19 protein-coding genes are annotated in these 16,549 nt (G+C 68.9%); 6 read left to right on the forward strand and 13 right to left on the reverse strand.

The genetic code is table 11. The features are described from left to right. Entirely contained in the window at window positions 1-1,443 is a 1,443-nt protein-coding gene (locus ABZX22_RS37355) for an amino acid permease (RefSeq protein ID WP_354919183.1), read from the forward strand. A 37-nt stretch (window positions 1,444-1,480) separates the two neighbouring features. On the opposite strand, the gene ABZX22_RS37360 is transcribed toward ABZX22_RS37355, so the two are convergent. Genes ABZX22_RS37360 through ABZX22_RS37370 form a run of 3 tightly spaced genes read right to left on the reverse strand, consistent with a single transcriptional unit; the run spans window position 1,481 to window position 3,929 of the window. Further along, complete coding sequence (locus ABZX22_RS37360) at window positions 1,481-2,224, reverse strand: amino acid ABC transporter ATP-binding protein (RefSeq protein ID WP_354919186.1); 744 nt, start codon at window positions 2,222-2,224, stop codon at window positions 1,481-1,483. Continuing rightward, window positions 2,221-3,063, reverse strand: coding sequence for an amino acid ABC transporter permease (locus ABZX22_RS37365; protein ID WP_354919189.1), 843 nt, complete (start codon window positions 3,061-3,063; stop codon window positions 2,221-2,223). Before ABZX22_RS37365 ends, ABZX22_RS37360 begins: the two co-directional genes overlap by 4 nt. Next, window positions 3,063-3,929 carry an ABC transporter substrate-binding protein gene (locus ABZX22_RS37370; RefSeq protein ID WP_354919192.1) on the reverse strand — a complete coding sequence of 289 codons (867 nt, stop codon included), beginning with the start codon at window positions 3,927-3,929 and terminating at the stop codon, window positions 3,063-3,065. Before ABZX22_RS37370 ends, ABZX22_RS37365 begins: the two co-directional genes overlap by 1 nt. Before the next feature lie 173 nt (window positions 3,930-4,102). Between ABZX22_RS37370 and ABZX22_RS37375 the strand changes: the two genes are divergently transcribed. After that, the gene (locus ABZX22_RS37375) at window positions 4,103-4,681 is read left to right on the forward strand and encodes a dienelactone hydrolase family protein (RefSeq protein ID WP_354919195.1); all 579 of its coding nucleotides are present in this window, start codon (window positions 4,103-4,105) and stop codon (window positions 4,679-4,681) included. A 230-nt stretch (window positions 4,682-4,911) separates the two neighbouring features. On the opposite strand, the gene rplI is transcribed toward ABZX22_RS37375, so the two are convergent. The 4 genes from rplI to rpsF form a co-directional block, all read right to left on the reverse strand. After that, a complete protein-coding gene (rplI, locus tag ABZX22_RS37380; RefSeq protein ID WP_354919198.1) occupies window positions 4,912-5,358 on the reverse strand; it encodes a 50S ribosomal protein L9 in 447 nt (148 codons plus the stop codon). Window positions 5,359-5,373: 15 nt separating this feature from the next. Then, complete coding sequence (gene rpsR / locus ABZX22_RS37385) at window positions 5,374-5,610, reverse strand: 30S ribosomal protein S18 (RefSeq protein WP_020543048.1); 237 nt, start codon at window positions 5,608-5,610, stop codon at window positions 5,374-5,376. Window positions 5,611-5,722: 112 nt separating this feature from the next. Then, window positions 5,723-6,295 carry a single-stranded DNA-binding protein gene (locus ABZX22_RS37390; RefSeq protein ID WP_354919201.1) on the reverse strand — a complete coding sequence of 191 codons (573 nt, stop codon included), beginning with the start codon at window positions 6,293-6,295 and terminating at the stop codon, window positions 5,723-5,725. Window positions 6,296-6,375: 80 nt separating this feature from the next. After that, window positions 6,376-6,666, reverse strand: coding sequence for a 30S ribosomal protein S6 (gene rpsF, locus ABZX22_RS37395; RefSeq protein WP_354919204.1), 291 nt, complete (start codon window positions 6,664-6,666; stop codon window positions 6,376-6,378). Window positions 6,667-6,853: 187 nt separating this feature from the next. Here rpsF and ABZX22_RS37400 point away from each other — a divergent pair, with 187 nt between their 5' ends. Next, window positions 6,854-7,165, forward strand: a complete 312-nt coding sequence (locus ABZX22_RS37400; RefSeq protein ID WP_354919207.1) for a hypothetical protein — start codon at window positions 6,854-6,856, stop codon at window positions 7,163-7,165. 202 nt (window positions 7,166-7,367) lie between these two features. Here ABZX22_RS37400 and ABZX22_RS37405 read toward each other — a convergent pair whose 3' ends face one another. Further along, on the reverse strand, window positions 7,368-7,544 hold the full coding sequence (locus ABZX22_RS37405; protein WP_354919210.1) for a hypothetical protein: 177 nt from the start codon (window positions 7,542-7,544) through the stop codon (window positions 7,368-7,370). 75 nt (window positions 7,545-7,619) lie between these two features. Here ABZX22_RS37405 and ABZX22_RS37410 point away from each other — a divergent pair, with 75 nt between their 5' ends. Further along, entirely contained in the window at window positions 7,620-8,363 is a 744-nt protein-coding gene (locus ABZX22_RS37410) for a deoxyribonuclease IV (protein ID WP_354919213.1), read from the forward strand. Window positions 8,364-8,426: 63 nt separating this feature from the next. Here the strand turns inward: ABZX22_RS37410 and ABZX22_RS37415 are convergent, their stop codons facing one another. The 4 genes from ABZX22_RS37415 to ABZX22_RS37430 form a co-directional block, all read right to left on the reverse strand. Further along, on the reverse strand, window positions 8,427-9,473 hold the full coding sequence (locus ABZX22_RS37415) for a hypothetical protein (RefSeq protein WP_354919216.1): 1,047 nt from the start codon (window positions 9,471-9,473) through the stop codon (window positions 8,427-8,429). Next, the gene (locus ABZX22_RS37420; RefSeq protein ID WP_354919219.1) at window positions 9,473-10,771 is read right to left on the reverse strand and encodes a glycosyltransferase 87 family protein; all 1,299 of its coding nucleotides are present in this window, start codon (window positions 10,769-10,771) and stop codon (window positions 9,473-9,475) included. Before ABZX22_RS37420 ends, ABZX22_RS37415 begins: the two co-directional genes overlap by 1 nt. Next, a complete protein-coding gene (locus ABZX22_RS37425) occupies window positions 10,768-13,302 on the reverse strand; it encodes a transglycosylase domain-containing protein (RefSeq protein ID WP_354919222.1) in 2,535 nt (844 codons plus the stop codon). The genes ABZX22_RS37420 and ABZX22_RS37425 overlap by 4 nt, the downstream gene beginning before the upstream one ends. A 177-nt stretch (window positions 13,303-13,479) precedes the next feature. Further along, on the reverse strand, window positions 13,480-13,866 hold the full coding sequence (locus ABZX22_RS37430; protein WP_354919225.1) for a DUF5318 family protein: 387 nt from the start codon (window positions 13,864-13,866) through the stop codon (window positions 13,480-13,482). Window positions 13,867-13,999: 133 nt separating this feature from the next. Here ABZX22_RS37430 and ABZX22_RS37435 point away from each other — a divergent pair, with 133 nt between their 5' ends. Together ABZX22_RS37435 and ABZX22_RS37440 are read left to right on the forward strand one after the other, a co-directional pair. Further along, window positions 14,000-14,578 (forward strand): PadR family transcriptional regulator, encoded by a 579-nt coding sequence (locus ABZX22_RS37435; protein ID WP_354919228.1) that lies wholly within the window; start codon window positions 14,000-14,002, stop codon window positions 14,576-14,578. A gap of 13 nt (window positions 14,579-14,591) precedes the next feature. Further along, window positions 14,592-15,671 (forward strand): inositol-3-phosphate synthase, encoded by a 1,080-nt coding sequence (locus ABZX22_RS37440; RefSeq protein ID WP_354919231.1) that lies wholly within the window; start codon window positions 14,592-14,594, stop codon window positions 15,669-15,671. A gap of 245 nt (window positions 15,672-15,916) precedes the next feature. On the opposite strand, the gene idi is transcribed toward ABZX22_RS37440, so the two are convergent. Beyond that, the gene (gene idi / locus ABZX22_RS37445; protein WP_354919234.1) at window positions 15,917-16,516 is read right to left on the reverse strand and encodes an isopentenyl-diphosphate Delta-isomerase; all 600 of its coding nucleotides are present in this window, start codon (window positions 16,514-16,516) and stop codon (window positions 15,917-15,919) included. Window positions 16,517-16,549: the final 33 nt, after the last annotated feature.

Below are 16,549 nucleotides of genomic sequence, written 5' to 3' on the forward strand. Positions count from 1 at the left end.
GTGCCCCGTCTCCCCCTCGCCGCGGCCACCGGCCCGCGCACCGGTGCCCGGCACCGCCTGCACCGGCTCTACCGGCCTGCCGACCTGGTGATCCTCGGGCTCGGCGTGATGATCGGCGCGGGCATCTTCAGCGTCGCCGGCCGCCAGGCGGTCACCACCGCCGGCCCCGGCGTGATCCTCTCCTTCATGATCGCCGGGATCGCCTCGCTGCTGGCCGCGCTCTGTTACGCCGAGCTGGCCTCCACGATCCCCGCCTCGGGCAGCGCCTACACCTTCTCCTACGTGCTGTTCGGCGAGGTGGGGGCCTGGGTCGTCGGCTGGGCGCTGCTGCTGGAGATGCAACTGGCGGCCGCCGTCGTGGCGCGGGTGTGGGCGCTGTACGCCGCCCAGACGTTCGCCGACCTCGGGGTGCCCCTCCCGGTACCGCAGGGCGTGCTGACCGCGCTCGTCCTCGGCCTGCTGACCGCCACGGTCGCGATGAGCGCCAGGTTCGGGCTGCGCGCGCTGTGGCTGATCGTCGTGGCCAAGCTGGCCGCCATCGCCGCGGTGATCGCCGTCGGGGCGCTCCACTTCGACCCGGCCAACCTGGGTGACTTCATCGCGCCGCACCAGCCGTCGTCAGGCCCGCCCGACACCCTGCTCGGGCTGGTGGTGGGGCCGGCGGGATCCTTCGGATGGTTCGGGGTGTTCGCCGCCGCTCCCGCGATCGCCTTCGCCTACATCGGCTTCGACGTCGTGGCCACGGCCGCCGAGGAGACGCTGGACGCGCCGCGGGCCGTACCGAAGGGCATGATCCGCAGCCTCGTGATCGCCACCGTGCTCTACATCGCGGTGGCGGTGGTGATGGTCGGCATGGTGCCGTACACGCGCATCTCCGAGGTGGCGCCGCTGGCGGCGGCCTTCGCGGCGGTGGGCGAGGACGCGATGGTGCACGTCATCAACATCGGCGCCGTCCTGGGGCTGACGACGGTGATCATGGTGCTGATCGCGGGGCAGACGCGGATCATGTTCGCGATGGCCCGCGACGGGCTGCTGCCCCGCGGGCTCGGGACGCTCAGCCGCCGCTACCACTCCCCCACCAGGGTCACGCTGGTGATCGGCGTGACCGCGATCCTGCTGGCCGAGCTGGCTCCGGTGCTGATGCTGGAGCAGATCGTGGTGGTCGGGGCGTTGTTCGCGTTCCTCGCGGTGTCGGCCGGGGTGATCGTGCTGCGCCGCCGGATGCCGGACGCGCCCCGCGGGTTCAGCGTGCCGCTGTCCCCGCTGCTGCCCGCGCTGTCGATGCTGGCCACGCTGTGGCTGATGGTGAACCTCAGCGTCCAGACGTGGCTGTCGTTCGCGGCGTGGATGGCGGTGGGCGTCCTGGCCTACCTCGTGTACGGCAGGCGCCGCAGCCCGCTGGCCGCCCCCGTCGCCTCCGGACGCGGCCGCCACCGCCGCTAGGAACGAGGTGCGTGGCCGCCGGCCATGCACCTCGTTCCTAGAAGCGGCCTGACTCGATCACGCTGCGCAGGAAGTCGCGGGTGCGCGGGTGCCGGGGATCGGTGAAGATCTGCTCGGGCGTGCCGCGTTCGAGCAGCACGCCGCCGTCCAGGAAGCAGACGGTGTCGGCGATGTCCCGACAGAAGCTCATCTCGTGCGTGGTCAGGACCATGGTCATGCCCGCGCTCTTGAGCTCCCTGATGACCCCGAGCACCTCGGTGACCAGTTCGGGGTCGAGCGCCGAGGTGACCTCGTCGAGCAGCATCAGCCGGGGCTGCGTGGCCATGGCGCGGATGATGGCCACCCGCTGCTGCTGCCCGCCCGACAGCTGGTCGGGGTAGGCCTTCGCCTTCTCCGCCAGGCCGAACCTGGCCAGCAGCTCCCTGGCCTGCTCCTCCGCCTGCTTCCTGGACACCCCGTGCACCTGGCGCGGGGCCAGCGTGATGTTGTCCAGGACGCTCATGTGCGGGAACAGGTTGAACGCCTGGAAGACGATGCCCATGCGCTTGCGCACGTCGTCGACGTCGACATCGGGGTCGGTGATCTCCCGCCCGTCGAGCGTGATGATCCCGTCGTCGACGGTCTCGAGCAGGTTCACCGTACGCAGCAGGGTGGACTTGCCCGATCCGGAGGCGCCGATGAGGCAGACCACCTCGTGCGGCGCCACCTCGAGGTCGATCCCGCGCAGCACGGGATGGTCGTGGTAGCTCTTCCACACCCCTTCGAGGGTGAGCACGCTCATCGTCCCCTCCGCCTCTGCGACCGCGCGGCCAGGTAGTCGGTGAAGCGCGCCATCGGGATGGTGAGCAGGATGAACAGCAGCGCGGCCACCAGGTAGGGCGTGTAGTTGAAGGAGCTGGACGCGTGGATCTGGGCCTGCCTGAGCGCCTCGATCGCCCCGATCGTCGCCACCAGCGCCGTGTCCTTCTGCAGCGACACGAAGTCGTTCAGCAGGGGCGGGATCACCCTGCGCACGGCCTGCGGCAGCACCACGAAGCGCAACGTCTTGCCCTGTGTCAGCCCGAGCGAGCGGGCCGCGGCCACCTGGCTCGGATGGATCGACTCGATGCCGGAGCGGAACACCTCCGCCACGTAGGCGCCGTAGGAGAGCGTCAGCGCGATGATGCCCAGCGTCGCCTCGTCCGAGGGGGTGCCCTGCAGCCGCAGGGCGGGCAGGCCGAAGCCCACCAGGTAGACCAGCAGGATCGTCGGGATGCCGCGGAAGATGTCGGTGTAGGCGACGGCCAGGCAGCGCAGCGGGAAGAACACCGGGGCGGTCAGCCCGCGGGCCAGCGCCACCAGCAGTCCGACGACGAGGATCAGCGGCTCGGCGATCAGGAAGATCTTGACGTTGAGCAGGAACCCGTCGAGCACGTCGGGCAGCGCGGCGACGAACTGCTCGGGGTTGAAGAAGGTGTCCTGCACCCGGTCCCAGCCGGGCGCGTTCGTGACCACCCAGACCACGAGCACCAGGAAGACGATCGTGGAGACGGTGGCGGTGGAGGCCGAACGGCGGGCGCGCCTGGCGCGCACCCGCTCACGTTCGAGCTGCTTTTCGCTCTTGACCCAGGTGGACGCCATCACTTCAGCTCGGGAGCACCCGCCGCCTCGCCGAGCCACTGCTGCTCGATCTTGGCCAGCTCGCCCTTGGTCTTGAGCGCGTCGACCGCCTTGTCGACGCAGGACTTCAGCGTGCTGCCCTTCTCCATGACCAGGCCGAACTCCTCGGGCGTGCCGCCCGAGGCGCTGAACTGGCCGATGATGGCGGAGTTGTCCACCTGGGCGGCGGTCACGTAGAAGGCCGTCGGCAGGTCGACGACGAGCGCGTCGATCTGGCCGTTCTTCAGCGCGTTGACCGCGTCGATCTGGTCGTTGTAGACCTTCGGCTGCTTGGCCGGCTTGATGATGTCCTGGACGGCGCTGAACGCGGTCGTGCCGACCTGCACGCCGATCGCGGCGTCCTTGAGCGCCGCCAGCGACGTGGCGCCCGCGACCTTCGACCCCTTCACCGCGACGACGGCCTGCTTGGCGGTGTAGTAGCCGTTGCTGAAGTCGACCGCCTTGGCCCGCGCGGGCGTGATCGAGACCTGGTTGATGTCGAAGTCGAACTTCTTCGCGCCGGGGGCGAAGGCGGTGTCGAACTTGACCGTCGACCACTGCACCTCGTCGCGGTCGAAGCCCATCTCACCGGCGACCGCGTAGGCGATCGCGCTCTCGAAGCCCTGGCCGTTGCTCGGGTCGTCGTCCTTGAACCACGGCTCGTAGGCCGGCTTGTCGGTGCCGATCGTCAGCTTGCCCGCGTTGACGAGCTTGAGCTGCTCCTTCGTGCAGGCGGTGGAGGCGGCGCCGCTCGGGGCGGCCGTACTGGCGGTGTTGTCGGCTGGGGCGCACGCCACAGTCGCCGTCGCCAGCGCACCGAGAGCGAACAGCATAGAAGGGCGAACCATGGGCGTCTCCACGTCTACTGAATGAACGTGCAAATTGTACGTGGGGCCTAATGGCGGTTCCGTCCGGGCCTATATGTACGTGTTCTTCCGCTGCCGGACACCGGAAACTGTCAGGGCCCCCGGCGATACTCGGTACCACGGAGCCGACCGGGCGCCACGGGAAAGGGAGAGACATGGCCGAGGTGTTGCTGTTCCATCACGCGCACGGGTTGACATCCGGTGTCCGCGTGTTCGCCGAGGAGCTCAGGCGAGCCGGCCACACCGTCCACGTGCCCGACCTGTTCGAGGGGCAGGTCTTCGCCGGCCTCGAGGAGGGCGTCGCCTACGCCCAGAAGACAGGGTTCGACGCGATCGCCGAGCGGGGGCGGGCCGCCGCCGAAGGGCTGCCCGGCGAGCTCGTCTACGCCGGGTTCTCGCTCGGGGTGATGCCGGCACAGTTGCTGGCCCAGACCCGAGCCGGAGCGAAGGGCGCGGTGCTGGTCCACGCCTGCGTCCCGACCGCCGAGTTCGGCGGCGGCTGGCCCGACGGCGTGCCGGTCCAGGTGCACGGCATGGACGCCGACCCGTTCTTCGTCGACGAGGGCGACCTCGCGGCGGCCCGCGCGCTCGCCGAGACGGCCGCGGACGCCGAACTGTTCCTCTACCCCGGCGACAAGCACCTGTTCGCCGACCCCAGCCTGCCCGCCTACGACGAGCCGGCCGCCACGCTGCTCACCGAACGGGTGCTGGGCTTTCTCGACCGGGTCGCGTAGCCGCCCGCACGGCAGGCGCTCGCCGGCTCTCGCACGGTCCCCGGACAGCACTGCGAGAGCGACCGCCTGAGCGCCGGGCGGAGCGGGCAGCAAGCGCGCCCGCCCCGCACGATCCCCCGGACGAGATCGTGGGAAGGAGCGTGCCTCGGTCCAGGTCGGGCTGAGAGGCCGTGGAATGACGAAAACCCCCGCGGGAATCCCCGCGGGGGTTTTCGCTGGTGCGGAAACCGCTAGCCGGCGACGACTTCGACGTCGAGGGAAGCGGAGACCTCGGGGTGCAGCTTGACGCTGACCTTGTGGGAGCCGACGCTCTTGATCGCGTTGACGATCTCGATGCGGCGACGGTCGAGGGCCGGGCCACCGGCCTTCTGGACCGCCTCGGCGATGTCACCGGTGGTGACGGAGCCGAACAGGCGGCCGGACTCGCCGGCGCGGGTCGCCAGCTTGACCTTGAGGGCGCGGAGCTGGCCGGCGACCTCCTTGGCGGTGCCCAGGTCGCGGATCTCGCGGGCGTCGCGCGCCTTCTTGATCGAAGCGATCTGCTTCTCGCCACCACGCGTCCACTGGATCGCGTAGCCGCGGGGCACGAGGTAGTTGCGGCCGTAGCCGTCCTTGACCTCGACGATGTCGCCGGGGGCGCCGAGGCCGGAGACCTCGGTGGTGAGGATGAGCTTCATGTCGCAAGTCCTCCCTTAGCGCGCGGTGCTCGTGTAGGGCAGCAGAGCCACCTCACGGGCGTTCTTGATCGCGGTCGCCACGTCGCGCTGGTGCTGGGTGCAGTTGCCCGTCACCCGGCGCGCACGGATCTTGCCGCGGTCGGAGATGAACTTCCGAAGCAGCGCCGTGTCCTTGTAGTCGACGTAGGAGATCTTGTCGTGGCAGAACAGGCAAACCTTCTTCTTGGGCTTGCGCAGTGCCGGCTTAGCCATCGTGGTGCTCCTTTCAGAGCCCCGCCGTGAAGCGGGAATGGACTCGGGCTTGTTGACAGGTGGTCAGGCCTGGCGGCCCGACCGGGAAGGGCCCGCGAACGGGCCCTTCGGGTTAGAAGGGAGGCTCGTCGCTGAAGTCGCCGCCGCCGAAGCCGCCGCCACCCTGCTGGCCGCCGAAGCCGCCACCCTGGTTGCCGCCGCCGTAGCCGCCGCCACCACCGCCACCGCCGAAGCCGCCGCCCTGGGGCGGGGCGGGCGTGGCCGAGGCCCACGGGTCGTCGGCGGGGGCGCCGCCGAAGCCGCCGCCACCACCCTGACGGGAGGTGCGGTTGACCTTGGCGGTGGCGTTACGCAGGGACGGGCCGATCTCGTCGACCTCGACCTCGTAGACCGTGCGCTTCTCGCCTTCCTTGGTCTCGTAAGACCGCTGCTTGAGCCGCCCCTGAACGATGACCCGCATGCCGCGCTGCAGCGACTCGGCGACGTTCTCGGCCGCCTGCCGCCACACGTTGCAGGTCAGGAAGAGGCTTTCGCCGTCCTTCCACTCGTTGGTCTGGCGGTCCATGAACCGCGGAGTGGACGCGACGCGGAACTGGGCCACGGCTTGCCCCGTAGGGGTGAAGCGCAGCTCAGGATCGTTGACAAGATTGCCGACGATGGTGATGACGGTGTCGCCTGCTGCCATGGCTGGAGCCCTTCCTCAACTCTTGGGTTACGGCTCAGACTACGGCCCGCCCCCGACAGAAAATCGGGAGAACGAGCTGCTTAGTGCACGTCCGGGCGGAGAACCTTGGTCCGCATGATGCCCTCGTCGAGGTTCATCTGGCGGTCGAGCTCCTTGACCGTGGCCGGCTCGGCGGACAGGTCGATGACGGCGTAGATGCCTTCCGACTTCTTGTCGATGTCGTAGGCAAGGCGACGGCGGCCCCACACGTCGACCTTCTCCACGGTGCCACCGTCGTTGCGGACGACGGCGAGGAACTGGTCGAGGGACGGCGCCACAGTGCGCTCATCGAGCGAAGGGTCCAGGATCACCATTACTTCGTAACGACGCATGATGGACTCCAACCTCCTCTGGACTCTTGCGGTCACGACACTCTGTCGTGACAGGAGGACGCTGACGTTTTTCCCGGGATCGCCCCTTTCGGCGACCCGGTGGCGGTTGACCCAGCACAACGCAGCCTGCTCAGGTTACCAGCCGCGCACGGATGGGAACTCCTTTACAGATGAGGGGGTGGTAGCCATGCCACACGTGCTTCGTCCCGGCGAGAACGAGAGGTCCAGGCTGACGCTCAACAGCGACGGCCGTCCGCACCCGATCGAGAACCTGCTGTCGATCGCCACGCTGGTGTGCGGCCTGGTCGCGTTCGGGTCGACCTTCTTCCCCGACGCCCACGTCGTCTCGTCGTGGGTGGGGGCGCTCGGCTTCGGCCTCGGGCTCTACTCGCAGTACATCTCGGCGACCACGCCGGAACGGGCGCTGAACATCGTGGGGATCGTGGCGTCGTTCGTGGGCGTGGCACTGGGCATCGCGCGCGGCGGGTTCCTGCCATAACACCCCGATGCGGGCGGCACCCCTGGCGGTGCCGTCCTTCCGTGTGCCCGTTGAAGACGTGCCCGTGAAGGCGTGCCCGTGAAGGCGTGCCCGTGAAGGCGTGCCCGTGAAGGTGGGCCGTGAAGACGCACCCGTGAAGGTGGGCCCGTGGAACGGGCTCCTCCGCCCCTGGGCGGGCGCGGCGGAGGAGCGCCGGGCGGTCTCACCCCAGGTGGAGGTCGCCGCCGAGGAGGAGGACGAACCACAGGAACGTGGCCAGCAGCGCCTCGGCCACGTCCTTCAGCAAAGCCGGGGTGATGTAGTCGTGGATCCAGGCCACGTAGAGGCCGACCAGGACGTAGATCAGAAAGAGGAAACCACCTAAGCGATAGCGGGTCATCTGGCGCTCCTAGCGTCGGGGGGCTGCGCCTCGACTGCCCTGATCCGTGCCGCCGAAACGGATAGCCTGGGAGGCATGGTGCGCATCGGAGCTCATGTCGACCAGGACGATCCCGCGGCCCACGCGGCCGAACGCGACGCGGAGATCGTGCAGTTCTTCCTCGGCGACCCGCAGGGCTACAAGGCGCCCGTACTGCCCGACAAGCCGGTCGAGGGCGTCGACATCTACATCCACGCGCCCTACCTGATCAACGTGGCGACGACCAACAACCGGATCAGGATTCCCAGCCGCAAGCTGCTGGAGCAGCATCTCAAGGCGGCCGCGGGCCTCGGCGCCAAGGGCCTGGTCGTCCACGGCGGCCATCTCAACAAGGACGAGGACCCGCAGATCGGGTTCGACAACTGGCGCAAGGTGTTCGAGCGGATGGAGTGCCCCATCCCCGTGCTGATCGAGAACACCGCGGGCGGCGGCAACGCCATCGCGCGCAGGCTCGACCGCATCGCCCGGCTGTGGGAGGCGCTCGACGGGTTCGACGTGGGCTTCTGCCTCGACACCTGCCACGCCCACGCGGGCGGCGAGGAGCTGGTCGACGTGGTCGACCGGGTCAAGGCCATCACCGGCCGCATCGACCTGGTCCACTGCAACGACTCGCGTGACGCCTTCGACTCGGGCGCCGACCGCCACGCCAACCTCGGTCAGGGGCAGATCGAGTCCGAGCTGATTCTGGAAGTGTGCCGCAGGGCGGGGGCGCCGATCATCGTGGAGACGCCGTTCGCAGGTCAGGCCGAGGACATCGCCTTCCTCCGCAAGAACCTGTGAGGGAAACACACAGCCTGTGGATAACTTCCATGGATTACTTTCCACCGGAAGCGGGTACGGATGTCAGCCGGCCCACGCGCCGGTGAGGAACCTCAGGGTGTTCAGCACCATCAGCGGGCCGAGGAGCAGGCCGTACCCGATGATCCACCGGGTCGACAGCCGGGAGATCAGCACCCACAGCGGGAACCACAGGATCAGGGCGCGCGGCACCGACAGGTAGTAGGCCGACAGCAGCAGCGCGCCCGCCTGCAGGCCGCAGTAGACGAACTCGCTCCACCGGCGCCGCACGAGCAGCCAGACCAGCACCGCGACGGCCACCACGGCGCCGACGATCTCCATGCGGAAGGCGACGGCGAAGTCGTCGGTGCCCATCGCCGAGTTCCAGGTGGTCCGCCACGCCTCCCACGGCCACACCATCTCCCGGCCCCAGCCGGCCTCCTGCGCGTGCTTCCAGGCCAGCCAGTCACCGGTACGGTCATGCAGGTACCACGAGTAGGCGAGCAACGGGACGAAGGGGATGGTCAGCCACGGCAGTTCCCGCCAGCGCGGCTTGCTGAGCACGAACTCCACGATCAGCGCGACCGCCAGGAACATCCCCGTGATCCGGACGGCGGACGCCCCTGCGGCCAGCAGCGCGGCGGCGGCCCACTGCCTCCTGCGCGCCGCCAGCCAGGCGGGGATCGCGAGCGCGAGGAACAACGCCTCGCTGTAGCCGGCGGTCAGGAAGACCGCCGTGGGGAACAGCACCATGGCCAGCACCGCCGTGGAGCCCGAGCCGCCCTCGAACTCCGCGAGCCGCGCCAGCGCCATCGCCGCCACGCCACCCGCGACCAGCGAGATCAGCAGCCCGCACAGCGCCCAGTCGGGGACGACCAGGTGGACGAGCCTGAGCATGGCGGGCATGCCGGGGAAGAACGCGGGCAGGCCGGGGTCACGCGGGGCGCCGGGGACGCCGCCGTAGCCGTGCTGGGCGATCGTGACGAAGAGGCTGGCGTCCCACTGCTTCCACCTGTCGAGGTAGCCGCCCGCGCCGGCCAGCCATGACGCGCCCATCAGGGTGGCGAGCAGGAGCCCGAGACGGGAGGTGACCCAGATCCCGAGCGCCCTCATCAGGTGAGCGCGAACCTGTCAGGGGCGCGGTCGAAGACGCCGCCCGTCTGGTCGTCGACGCCTGCCTGCCGTACCACGTCCTTGTCGGGACGGAGGATGTCGCGCACCACGAACGCCATCATGATGAGGATCGTGATGACGCGGCCCCAGACGGCGGTGAAGTAGACGTCGTCGCCGATGCCCAGGTGCCTGCTCGCCTCGTCCTGGTAGAGCAGGTAGAGCCAGATCGCGAAGAAGTACCACACCTCGGCGACCTGCCACAGCGCCAGCGGCTTCCAGTTGGGCCTGGCCAGCACGGCGAACGGCACCAGCCACAGCACGAACTGCGGCGACCACACCTTGTTGGTCATCATGAACGCGGCCAGCGCCAGGAAGCAGATCTGCGCCAGGCGGGGCCGCTGCGGCGCCAGCACGGTCAGGACGGCGATGCCGAGACACAGCAGCGCCAGCGAGACCATGCCGAGCAGGCTCGGGTCCATGTCGCCGAGGATCGGCCAGTCCTTGCGCTCGAAGAACAGCCAGGGCGAGCCCCAGTCGACGCCGCGCTCCTGGGAGAAGACGTAGAAGCGCCGCCAGCCCTCCCACGCCAGCACCATGAACGGGACGTTGACGACGAGCCAGGCGGCCACCGCCGAGCCCAGCGAGACGAGGAAGGGCCGCCATTTTCCGGTGCGCACGGTCAGCAGGAACAGCGCGCCGAGGAACATCAGCGGGTAGAACTTGGTCGCGATCGCCAGACCGAGCAGCACGCCGGCCAGCACCTGGCGGCGGCGCGCCCACGCCAGCAGGAAGCCCATCGACAGCGCGCCCGCGATCAGGTCCCAGTTGATGTAGGCGGCGAGGATCACGCCGGGGGCGAGGGCGTACCAGGCGGCGTCCCACCTGCGGGTGGGCCCGGCCACGGCGGCCATCAGCAGCACGCCGACCACGAGGGAGATCCCCAGCAGGATCACCGTGATGTCGTAGAACCGCACCGCCTGGGTCGCCTCGTCCGGCGCCAGCCGGCGCACCAGCCAGGCGATGACCTGCATGACCTCGCCGAGCACGACGGGGTACTCCACCTGCTTGTCGAACGGCACCGCGGCGAAGTACGGGTCCTGCGTGTGCAGCTGCCGGTCGAAGAAGAGCGGGTAGATATCGGTGTAGCAGGCGTTCGCGTACGTCTGGATGGAGTTGTTCCAGCCGCCCGTCCTGCAGGGCAGCTTCCAGACGTAGGCGAGGACCGCCCCCAGGGCCGCCATGAGCCCCAGAGGCAGGTACGGCACGACCGTCCGCGCCGTCGTCCCCAGCCGTGTCATTCGCTGTCCCGCCTGGTGGATCCGGCCATGGGATCGGGCACGATCGCGCCGCCGCCCATCGGGTCGTCGCCGGAGCCGACGTCACCGAGCCTGTCGGCCTCCGTCTGGCCGTCCTCGGGCAGGCCGTCGGTGTCGTCGTCGCTGTCGCAGCCGAGCAGGCCGCAGTCGTTGCCGTTGTCGTCGCCCCACGGGTCGTCCGGCGTGCCGAACGGGTTGTCGGTGGTCGGGGTCGGCTTGGGCTCCGGCTTCTCCACGATGTTCTCGGACTGGCCGATGTTCGCCCTGGCCGGGAACTGCTCGACCGGCAGCTTCAGCGTCTCGTGGGCGCGCAGCATGAAGGCACGCCACACCTCGGTGGGCGGACCGGCGCCCTCGAAGCCCAGCGACACCTCGTAGGGCTTGGTGTAGACCTTGTTGATCCCGTCGTACTTGCTGGGCTTCTTGCCGTCGGTCCCGGGGCAGTTGGAGTGCTTCGGCGGGACGACCTTGCCGGAGGCGGTCCTGCACTCCTCGCGGTAGAAGCCGACCGCGGTGGAGATCTGCGGCGTGTAGCCGACGAACCAGGCCTCCTTCTCGTCGTTGTTGGTGCCGGTCTTGCCGGCGGCCGGACGGATGCCCAGGCCCTTGCCCGCGGCGGTGCCGCCGGCCTTGAGCACCGACTGCATCGCGGCGGTGGCGTCGGCGGCGGCCTCGGCCGAGATCACCTGTCGCGGCAGCTTCTTCTCGGGGTTCCAGCGGACGCTCTTGTCCTGATTGAGGACCTTCTGGACCACGTGGTAGTCGACGTGCTTGCCGCCGTTGGCGAAGATCGAGTAGCCGGCCGCCTGCTCGACGGGGGACACCAGCGCCGAGCCGATCGAGAAGCCGTAGGCGTGGGAGGCGACGTCGTCATCCATCCGCTTCTTGCCGAGACCCGCCTCCACGACGATCCGCTTCACGTCCTCCAGCTGGCCGGGCAGCTTGTAGGCCATGGAGACGTACGCGGTGTTGACCGAGGCGGCGGTGGCCTTGACGACATCGACGGCCTGGCCGACGTTGTGGCTGTTGCGGTAGCCGCCGATCTGCTGGCCCGGGATCTCCTTGGGCACGGTCTCGTTGCCCGGCACGTAGCTGTTGAGGCTGTAGCCGGCGTCGAGCCAGGCGGCCAGCACGTACGGCTTGAAGGCCGAGGCCGCCTGCTTGTAGGACTCGAAGGGCTCGTTCCACGGGTCGGTGATGTAGTCCCTGCCGCCGTAGAAGGCGAGCACCCTGCCGTTTCGGGGGTCGACGGCGGCCAGACCCGCGTGGAACTCCTTGTTCATGCGCGCGGTCACGCCCTCGACCGCCGCCTTGGCGTCCTTCATCAGCTGCTTGTCGAACGTCGAGACGATCCGGTAGCCGCTGCGCTCGATCTCGTCGCTGCTGATGTTGTTGCGCTTGAGCTCGTTGAGGACCTCCCTGACCATGTAGCCGGTGAGCCCGGACATCTCGCTCTTGTCGGTGGGCTTCTTGACCTTCGGCCACTTGGCGGTCGCCGGCAGGTTGCCGTACTTCTGCGGGAACTGGTCGGCCATGTACTTGATCACGGTGCTCCACCGCGACTTCAGCCGGGGGTCCTCACCGTCCCAGTTGGGCTGCTGGATGCGGGCGGCCAGGTAGGCCGCCTGCGCGGGGGTGAGCTTGGCGGCCTTGGTGTTCTTGCCGAAGTAGGCCTCGGCGGCCGCCTGGATGCCGTAGGCACGGCCGTAGTTGATCGTGTTGAGGTAGTCCATGAGGATGTCCTCTTTGGACTTCTCCTTGTTGAGCTTCACCGCGACGAAGATCTCTTTGACCTTCCGCTGGATCGACTGCTCCTGGCTGAGGCCCTCGTAGTAGTTGCGCGCCATCTGCTGGGTGATGGTGGAGGCGCCCTGGACCTGCTGGCGGGTCACGGTCATCCACACCGAGCGGGCGATGCCCGGGATGGAGATGCCGGAGTCCTCCCAGAAGGTCTTGTTCTCGATGGCGATCGTCGCGTCCTTGACCGCGTCGTTGACCTCGTTGAACTTGATGATCTTTCGCGGGATGCCCCAGCGGGCGATCTCGGTCTTGCCGTCCCGGTAGTAGATGATGCTTTCCTGCGCGACCGCGTTCTGCTGGGCGACCTCGGGCAGCGGTGTGTTCGCGTAGGCGACCCAGATCATCCCGAACAGGCCGGCGGCCAGCACGACCATGCTGGCCATGACGATCTTCCAGTTCGGGATGAACCGCTTCCAGCCGCGGCGGCCCTTCCCCGCGTCGCCGCCTTCGCCACCGCCGCCACCGCCGCCACCGCCACCGCGACCCGGGCCCTCGGGGCCGCGCGGGCCCCGGCCGCCGCGGGAGCGGCGCGGCTCGGCCCCGCCCACCATCGTCTCCTCGGCACCGCGCCGGCGCGACGGGTGTCCGTCCACGGGGTACTGCGCGGTCTGCTGTGGCGGCACCTGCTGCGGCCCCGACGGCCGTGAGGGTGCGGGCGGCTGCGCGTCCATCGCGCCCGTCTGCTCGTAGGCGGCCTCGGGACGGCGTTCCATGCCCCAGCCGGTTTGTGTCGGCTGCGAAGCGGGCACGGGACTCGAGCGACGGCGCCTCCCCTGGCGACCCGTCCCTTCAGCGCGCTCTCCGCGTCCGATCGGCTCGGGGCCATAGCTGCTGTTACTCAACACGTCCTCGCATCGTCGTCATCTGGCACGGCGGGCGCCGTCCTCGGTTCACGTGGTGCCGACGCTGTCAGGCGGCCCGGTGCCGAGGACATAAGAGACGGTCAGGTGGTTCCAGGAACAACCCTGACATACCTCGACCACATAGACCCTGAACTCCTCGTAATCATGGGCCATCTCGAGGATCTCTGATGTGGCCTTTGCGCGACCGGCATGTCGGCCCAGCGCATCGCCGTAGACATAGGTCACGTTGGTGACGTTCTCTCTCGCGCATACCGGGCAGGGACGTTCGGTCGGCTCGCCGAAGTGCCGTGCCGCGCGAAGGAGATGGGGCTGTGCGTCGCAGACATCACGAGTGGAGGCATGCCCGGAGCGAAGTGAGCGCACTGCCGCCCGCTTCGCCAGCCCGTAGTCCACCACCCCTCGCTGAGACCACATGGGCGCCAGACTACGGCTTTTTGCCGATTCCACCCAACCTCTTGGGGAATCCGTTGATTGCGGCGATATAGCGACGCGACGTATTGTGTGGATGTATCGACTCGATACATCGGCGCGAGAGGGGGCGGTTTCCTTGGCCAGCGGACAGGGCAGAGTGCTGGAACTCGCCGTGCTCGGGTCGCTGCACGAGACCCCTCTCCATGGCTACGAGCTGCGCAAACGGCTCAACGCGCTGCTGGGGATGTTCAGAGCCTTCTCCTACGGCTCGCTGTACCCGTGCCTGAAGTCGCTGCTGGAGCAGGGGCTCATCATGGAGGAGCGCCCGGCGGAGGCGGTCGTCGGAGGGCGATCGAAGATCGTCTACAAACTCACCGCCGACGGCAAGGAGCGGCTGCAGGACCTGCTCACCCAGGCAGGCCCGTCCGCGTGGGAGGACGAGAGCTTCGGCGTCCACTTCGCCTTCTTCAGGCACACGGAGGCCGAAGTACGGCTGCGCATCCTCGAAGGACGCCGCAGCCGCCTCGAGGAACGGCTCGACAGCGTCCGCACCGCGCTGGCCCGCACCAGGGAGCGCCTCGACAGCTACACGTTGGAGCTGCAGCGTCACGGTCTGGAATCGGTCGAACGCGAGGTGCGTTGGCTGAACGAGCTGATCGCCACGGAACGCAGGGCCTCACAGGAGCCCGCGGAAGATACGTCATCAGATGAGTAAGGGAGCGAGTGCGATGGGTTCGGTACGCGTAGCCGTTGTCGGTGTCGGCAACTGCGCGGCGTCGCTGATTCAGGGCGTTCACTACTACAAGGACGCCGACCCGGACACACGAGTGCCGGGTCTGATGCACGTCAAGTTCGGCGACTACCACGTCGGTGACATCGAGTTCGTCGCCGCTTTCGACGTCGACGCCAAGAAGGTCGGCCGCGACCTGTCCGAGGCGATCGTCGCCAGCGAGAACAACACGATCAAGATCACGGACGTGCCGCCGACCGGTGTCATCGTCCAGCGCGGCCACACCTTCGACGGTCTCGGCGAGTTCTACCGCGAGATCATCGAGGAGTCCGACGAGGCGCCCGTGGACGTCGTGCGGGTGCTGAAGGACGCCCGGGTGGACGTGCTGGTGTCCTACCTGCCGGTGGGCTCGGAGGAGGCCGACCGCTTCTACGCCCAGTGCGCGCTCGACGCCAAGGTGGCGTTCGTGAACGCGCTGCCGGTCTTCATCGCCTCCGACCCCGAGTGGGCGGAGAAGTTCACCGAGGCGGGCGTGCCGATCGTCGGCGACGACATCAAGTCGCAGGTCGGCGCCACCATCACGCACCGCGTGATGGCCAAGCTGTTCGAGGACCGCGGGGTCGAGCTGCTACGCACCTACCAGCTCAACTTCGGCGGCAACATGGACTTCATGAACATGCTGGAGCGCAAGCGGCTCCAGTCGAAGAAGATCTCCAAGACGCAGTCCGTCACCTCGCAGATCCCGCACGAGATGGCCAAGGCCGACGTGCACATCGGCCCGTCCGACCACGTGCCGTGGCTCGACGACCGCAAGTGGGCCTACGTCCGCCTGGAGGGCCGCTCGTTCGGCGACACCCCGCTGAACCTGGAGTACAAGCTCGAGGTGTGGGACTCGCCCAACTCGGCGGGCGTCATCATCGACGCGGTACGCGCCGCGAAGATCGCCCTCGACCGGGGGATCGCCGGGCCGATCCTGTCGGCCAGCTCCTACTTCATGAAGTCGCCGCCCGAGCAGTACTCCGACGAGGAGGCCCACGAGTACGTGGAGAAGTTCATCCGCGGCGAGGTGGAGCGGTAGTCCCCCCGTACGGCAGGCCGGCCTGAGCGCCGACGTCTCGTCGTGGCCGGGCGCTGTCCCCGTGCGCCACTCCAGCGCACGGGGTCCCCGCCCCGACGGCGAGACGTTCCGCGTTTCCGGGGTACGCCGTGACGGCGGCCGGCCACGGGCGCTCGGTGAGCGTTTCCCTGGAGGGACGCCGGCCCCGCGCCTCGGGTGGCGCCGGCGCCGGCGTGCCGTAACCGGAGATCCCCGTTTCCGCGGGCTCAGGAACGCCCGGAGAGCCGGCGGGCGGCCGGGGGCAGCTCGGCGGGCGCGGCGGGGGACCAGGCGAGCGGGTCGGCCCCGAGGGAGTCCAGCTGGGGCACCTGGTCACGGCACCACGGCGAGATCGCCAGCAGCCCCGACATCACGCCCGAGGCGAACTCCTTCCACGGCATCCACACCACCTCCCCCACCTCGTCGGGGTTCGGCCGTACCGGCGCGCTCGTCAGCACCCGGTAGACGGGGCACAGCTCGTGCTCGACGACGCCGTTGGCCATCACCGCCCGGTAGGAGAAGCGGGGCAGCAGGAGATCGACGCGGTCGACGACCATGCCGAGCTCGTAGGAGAGCCGGCGCAGCACCGCGTCCTGGAGGGGCTCGCCCGGCAGCGGGTGGCCGCAGCAGCTGTTGGTCCACACGTCCGGCCAGGTGACCTTGTGAGAGGCCCGCCTGGACAGCAGCACCCGGCCGTCCTCGTCGAAGACGTAGCTGGAGAAGGCCAGGTGCAGCGGCGTGTCAGGACCGTGTATCGACGCCTTGGGTGCGGTGCCGATCGCGTTGCCTTCGCCGTCGACCAACACCACGAGTTCGTCAGGAGTCACAGTCCGTAGCGTACGTGATCATGACGCTGGGCT

This window comes from Nonomuraea sp. NPDC003804 (assembly GCF_040610675.1).
GTDB lineage: Bacteria > Actinomycetota > Actinomycetes > Streptosporangiales > Streptosporangiaceae > Nonomuraea.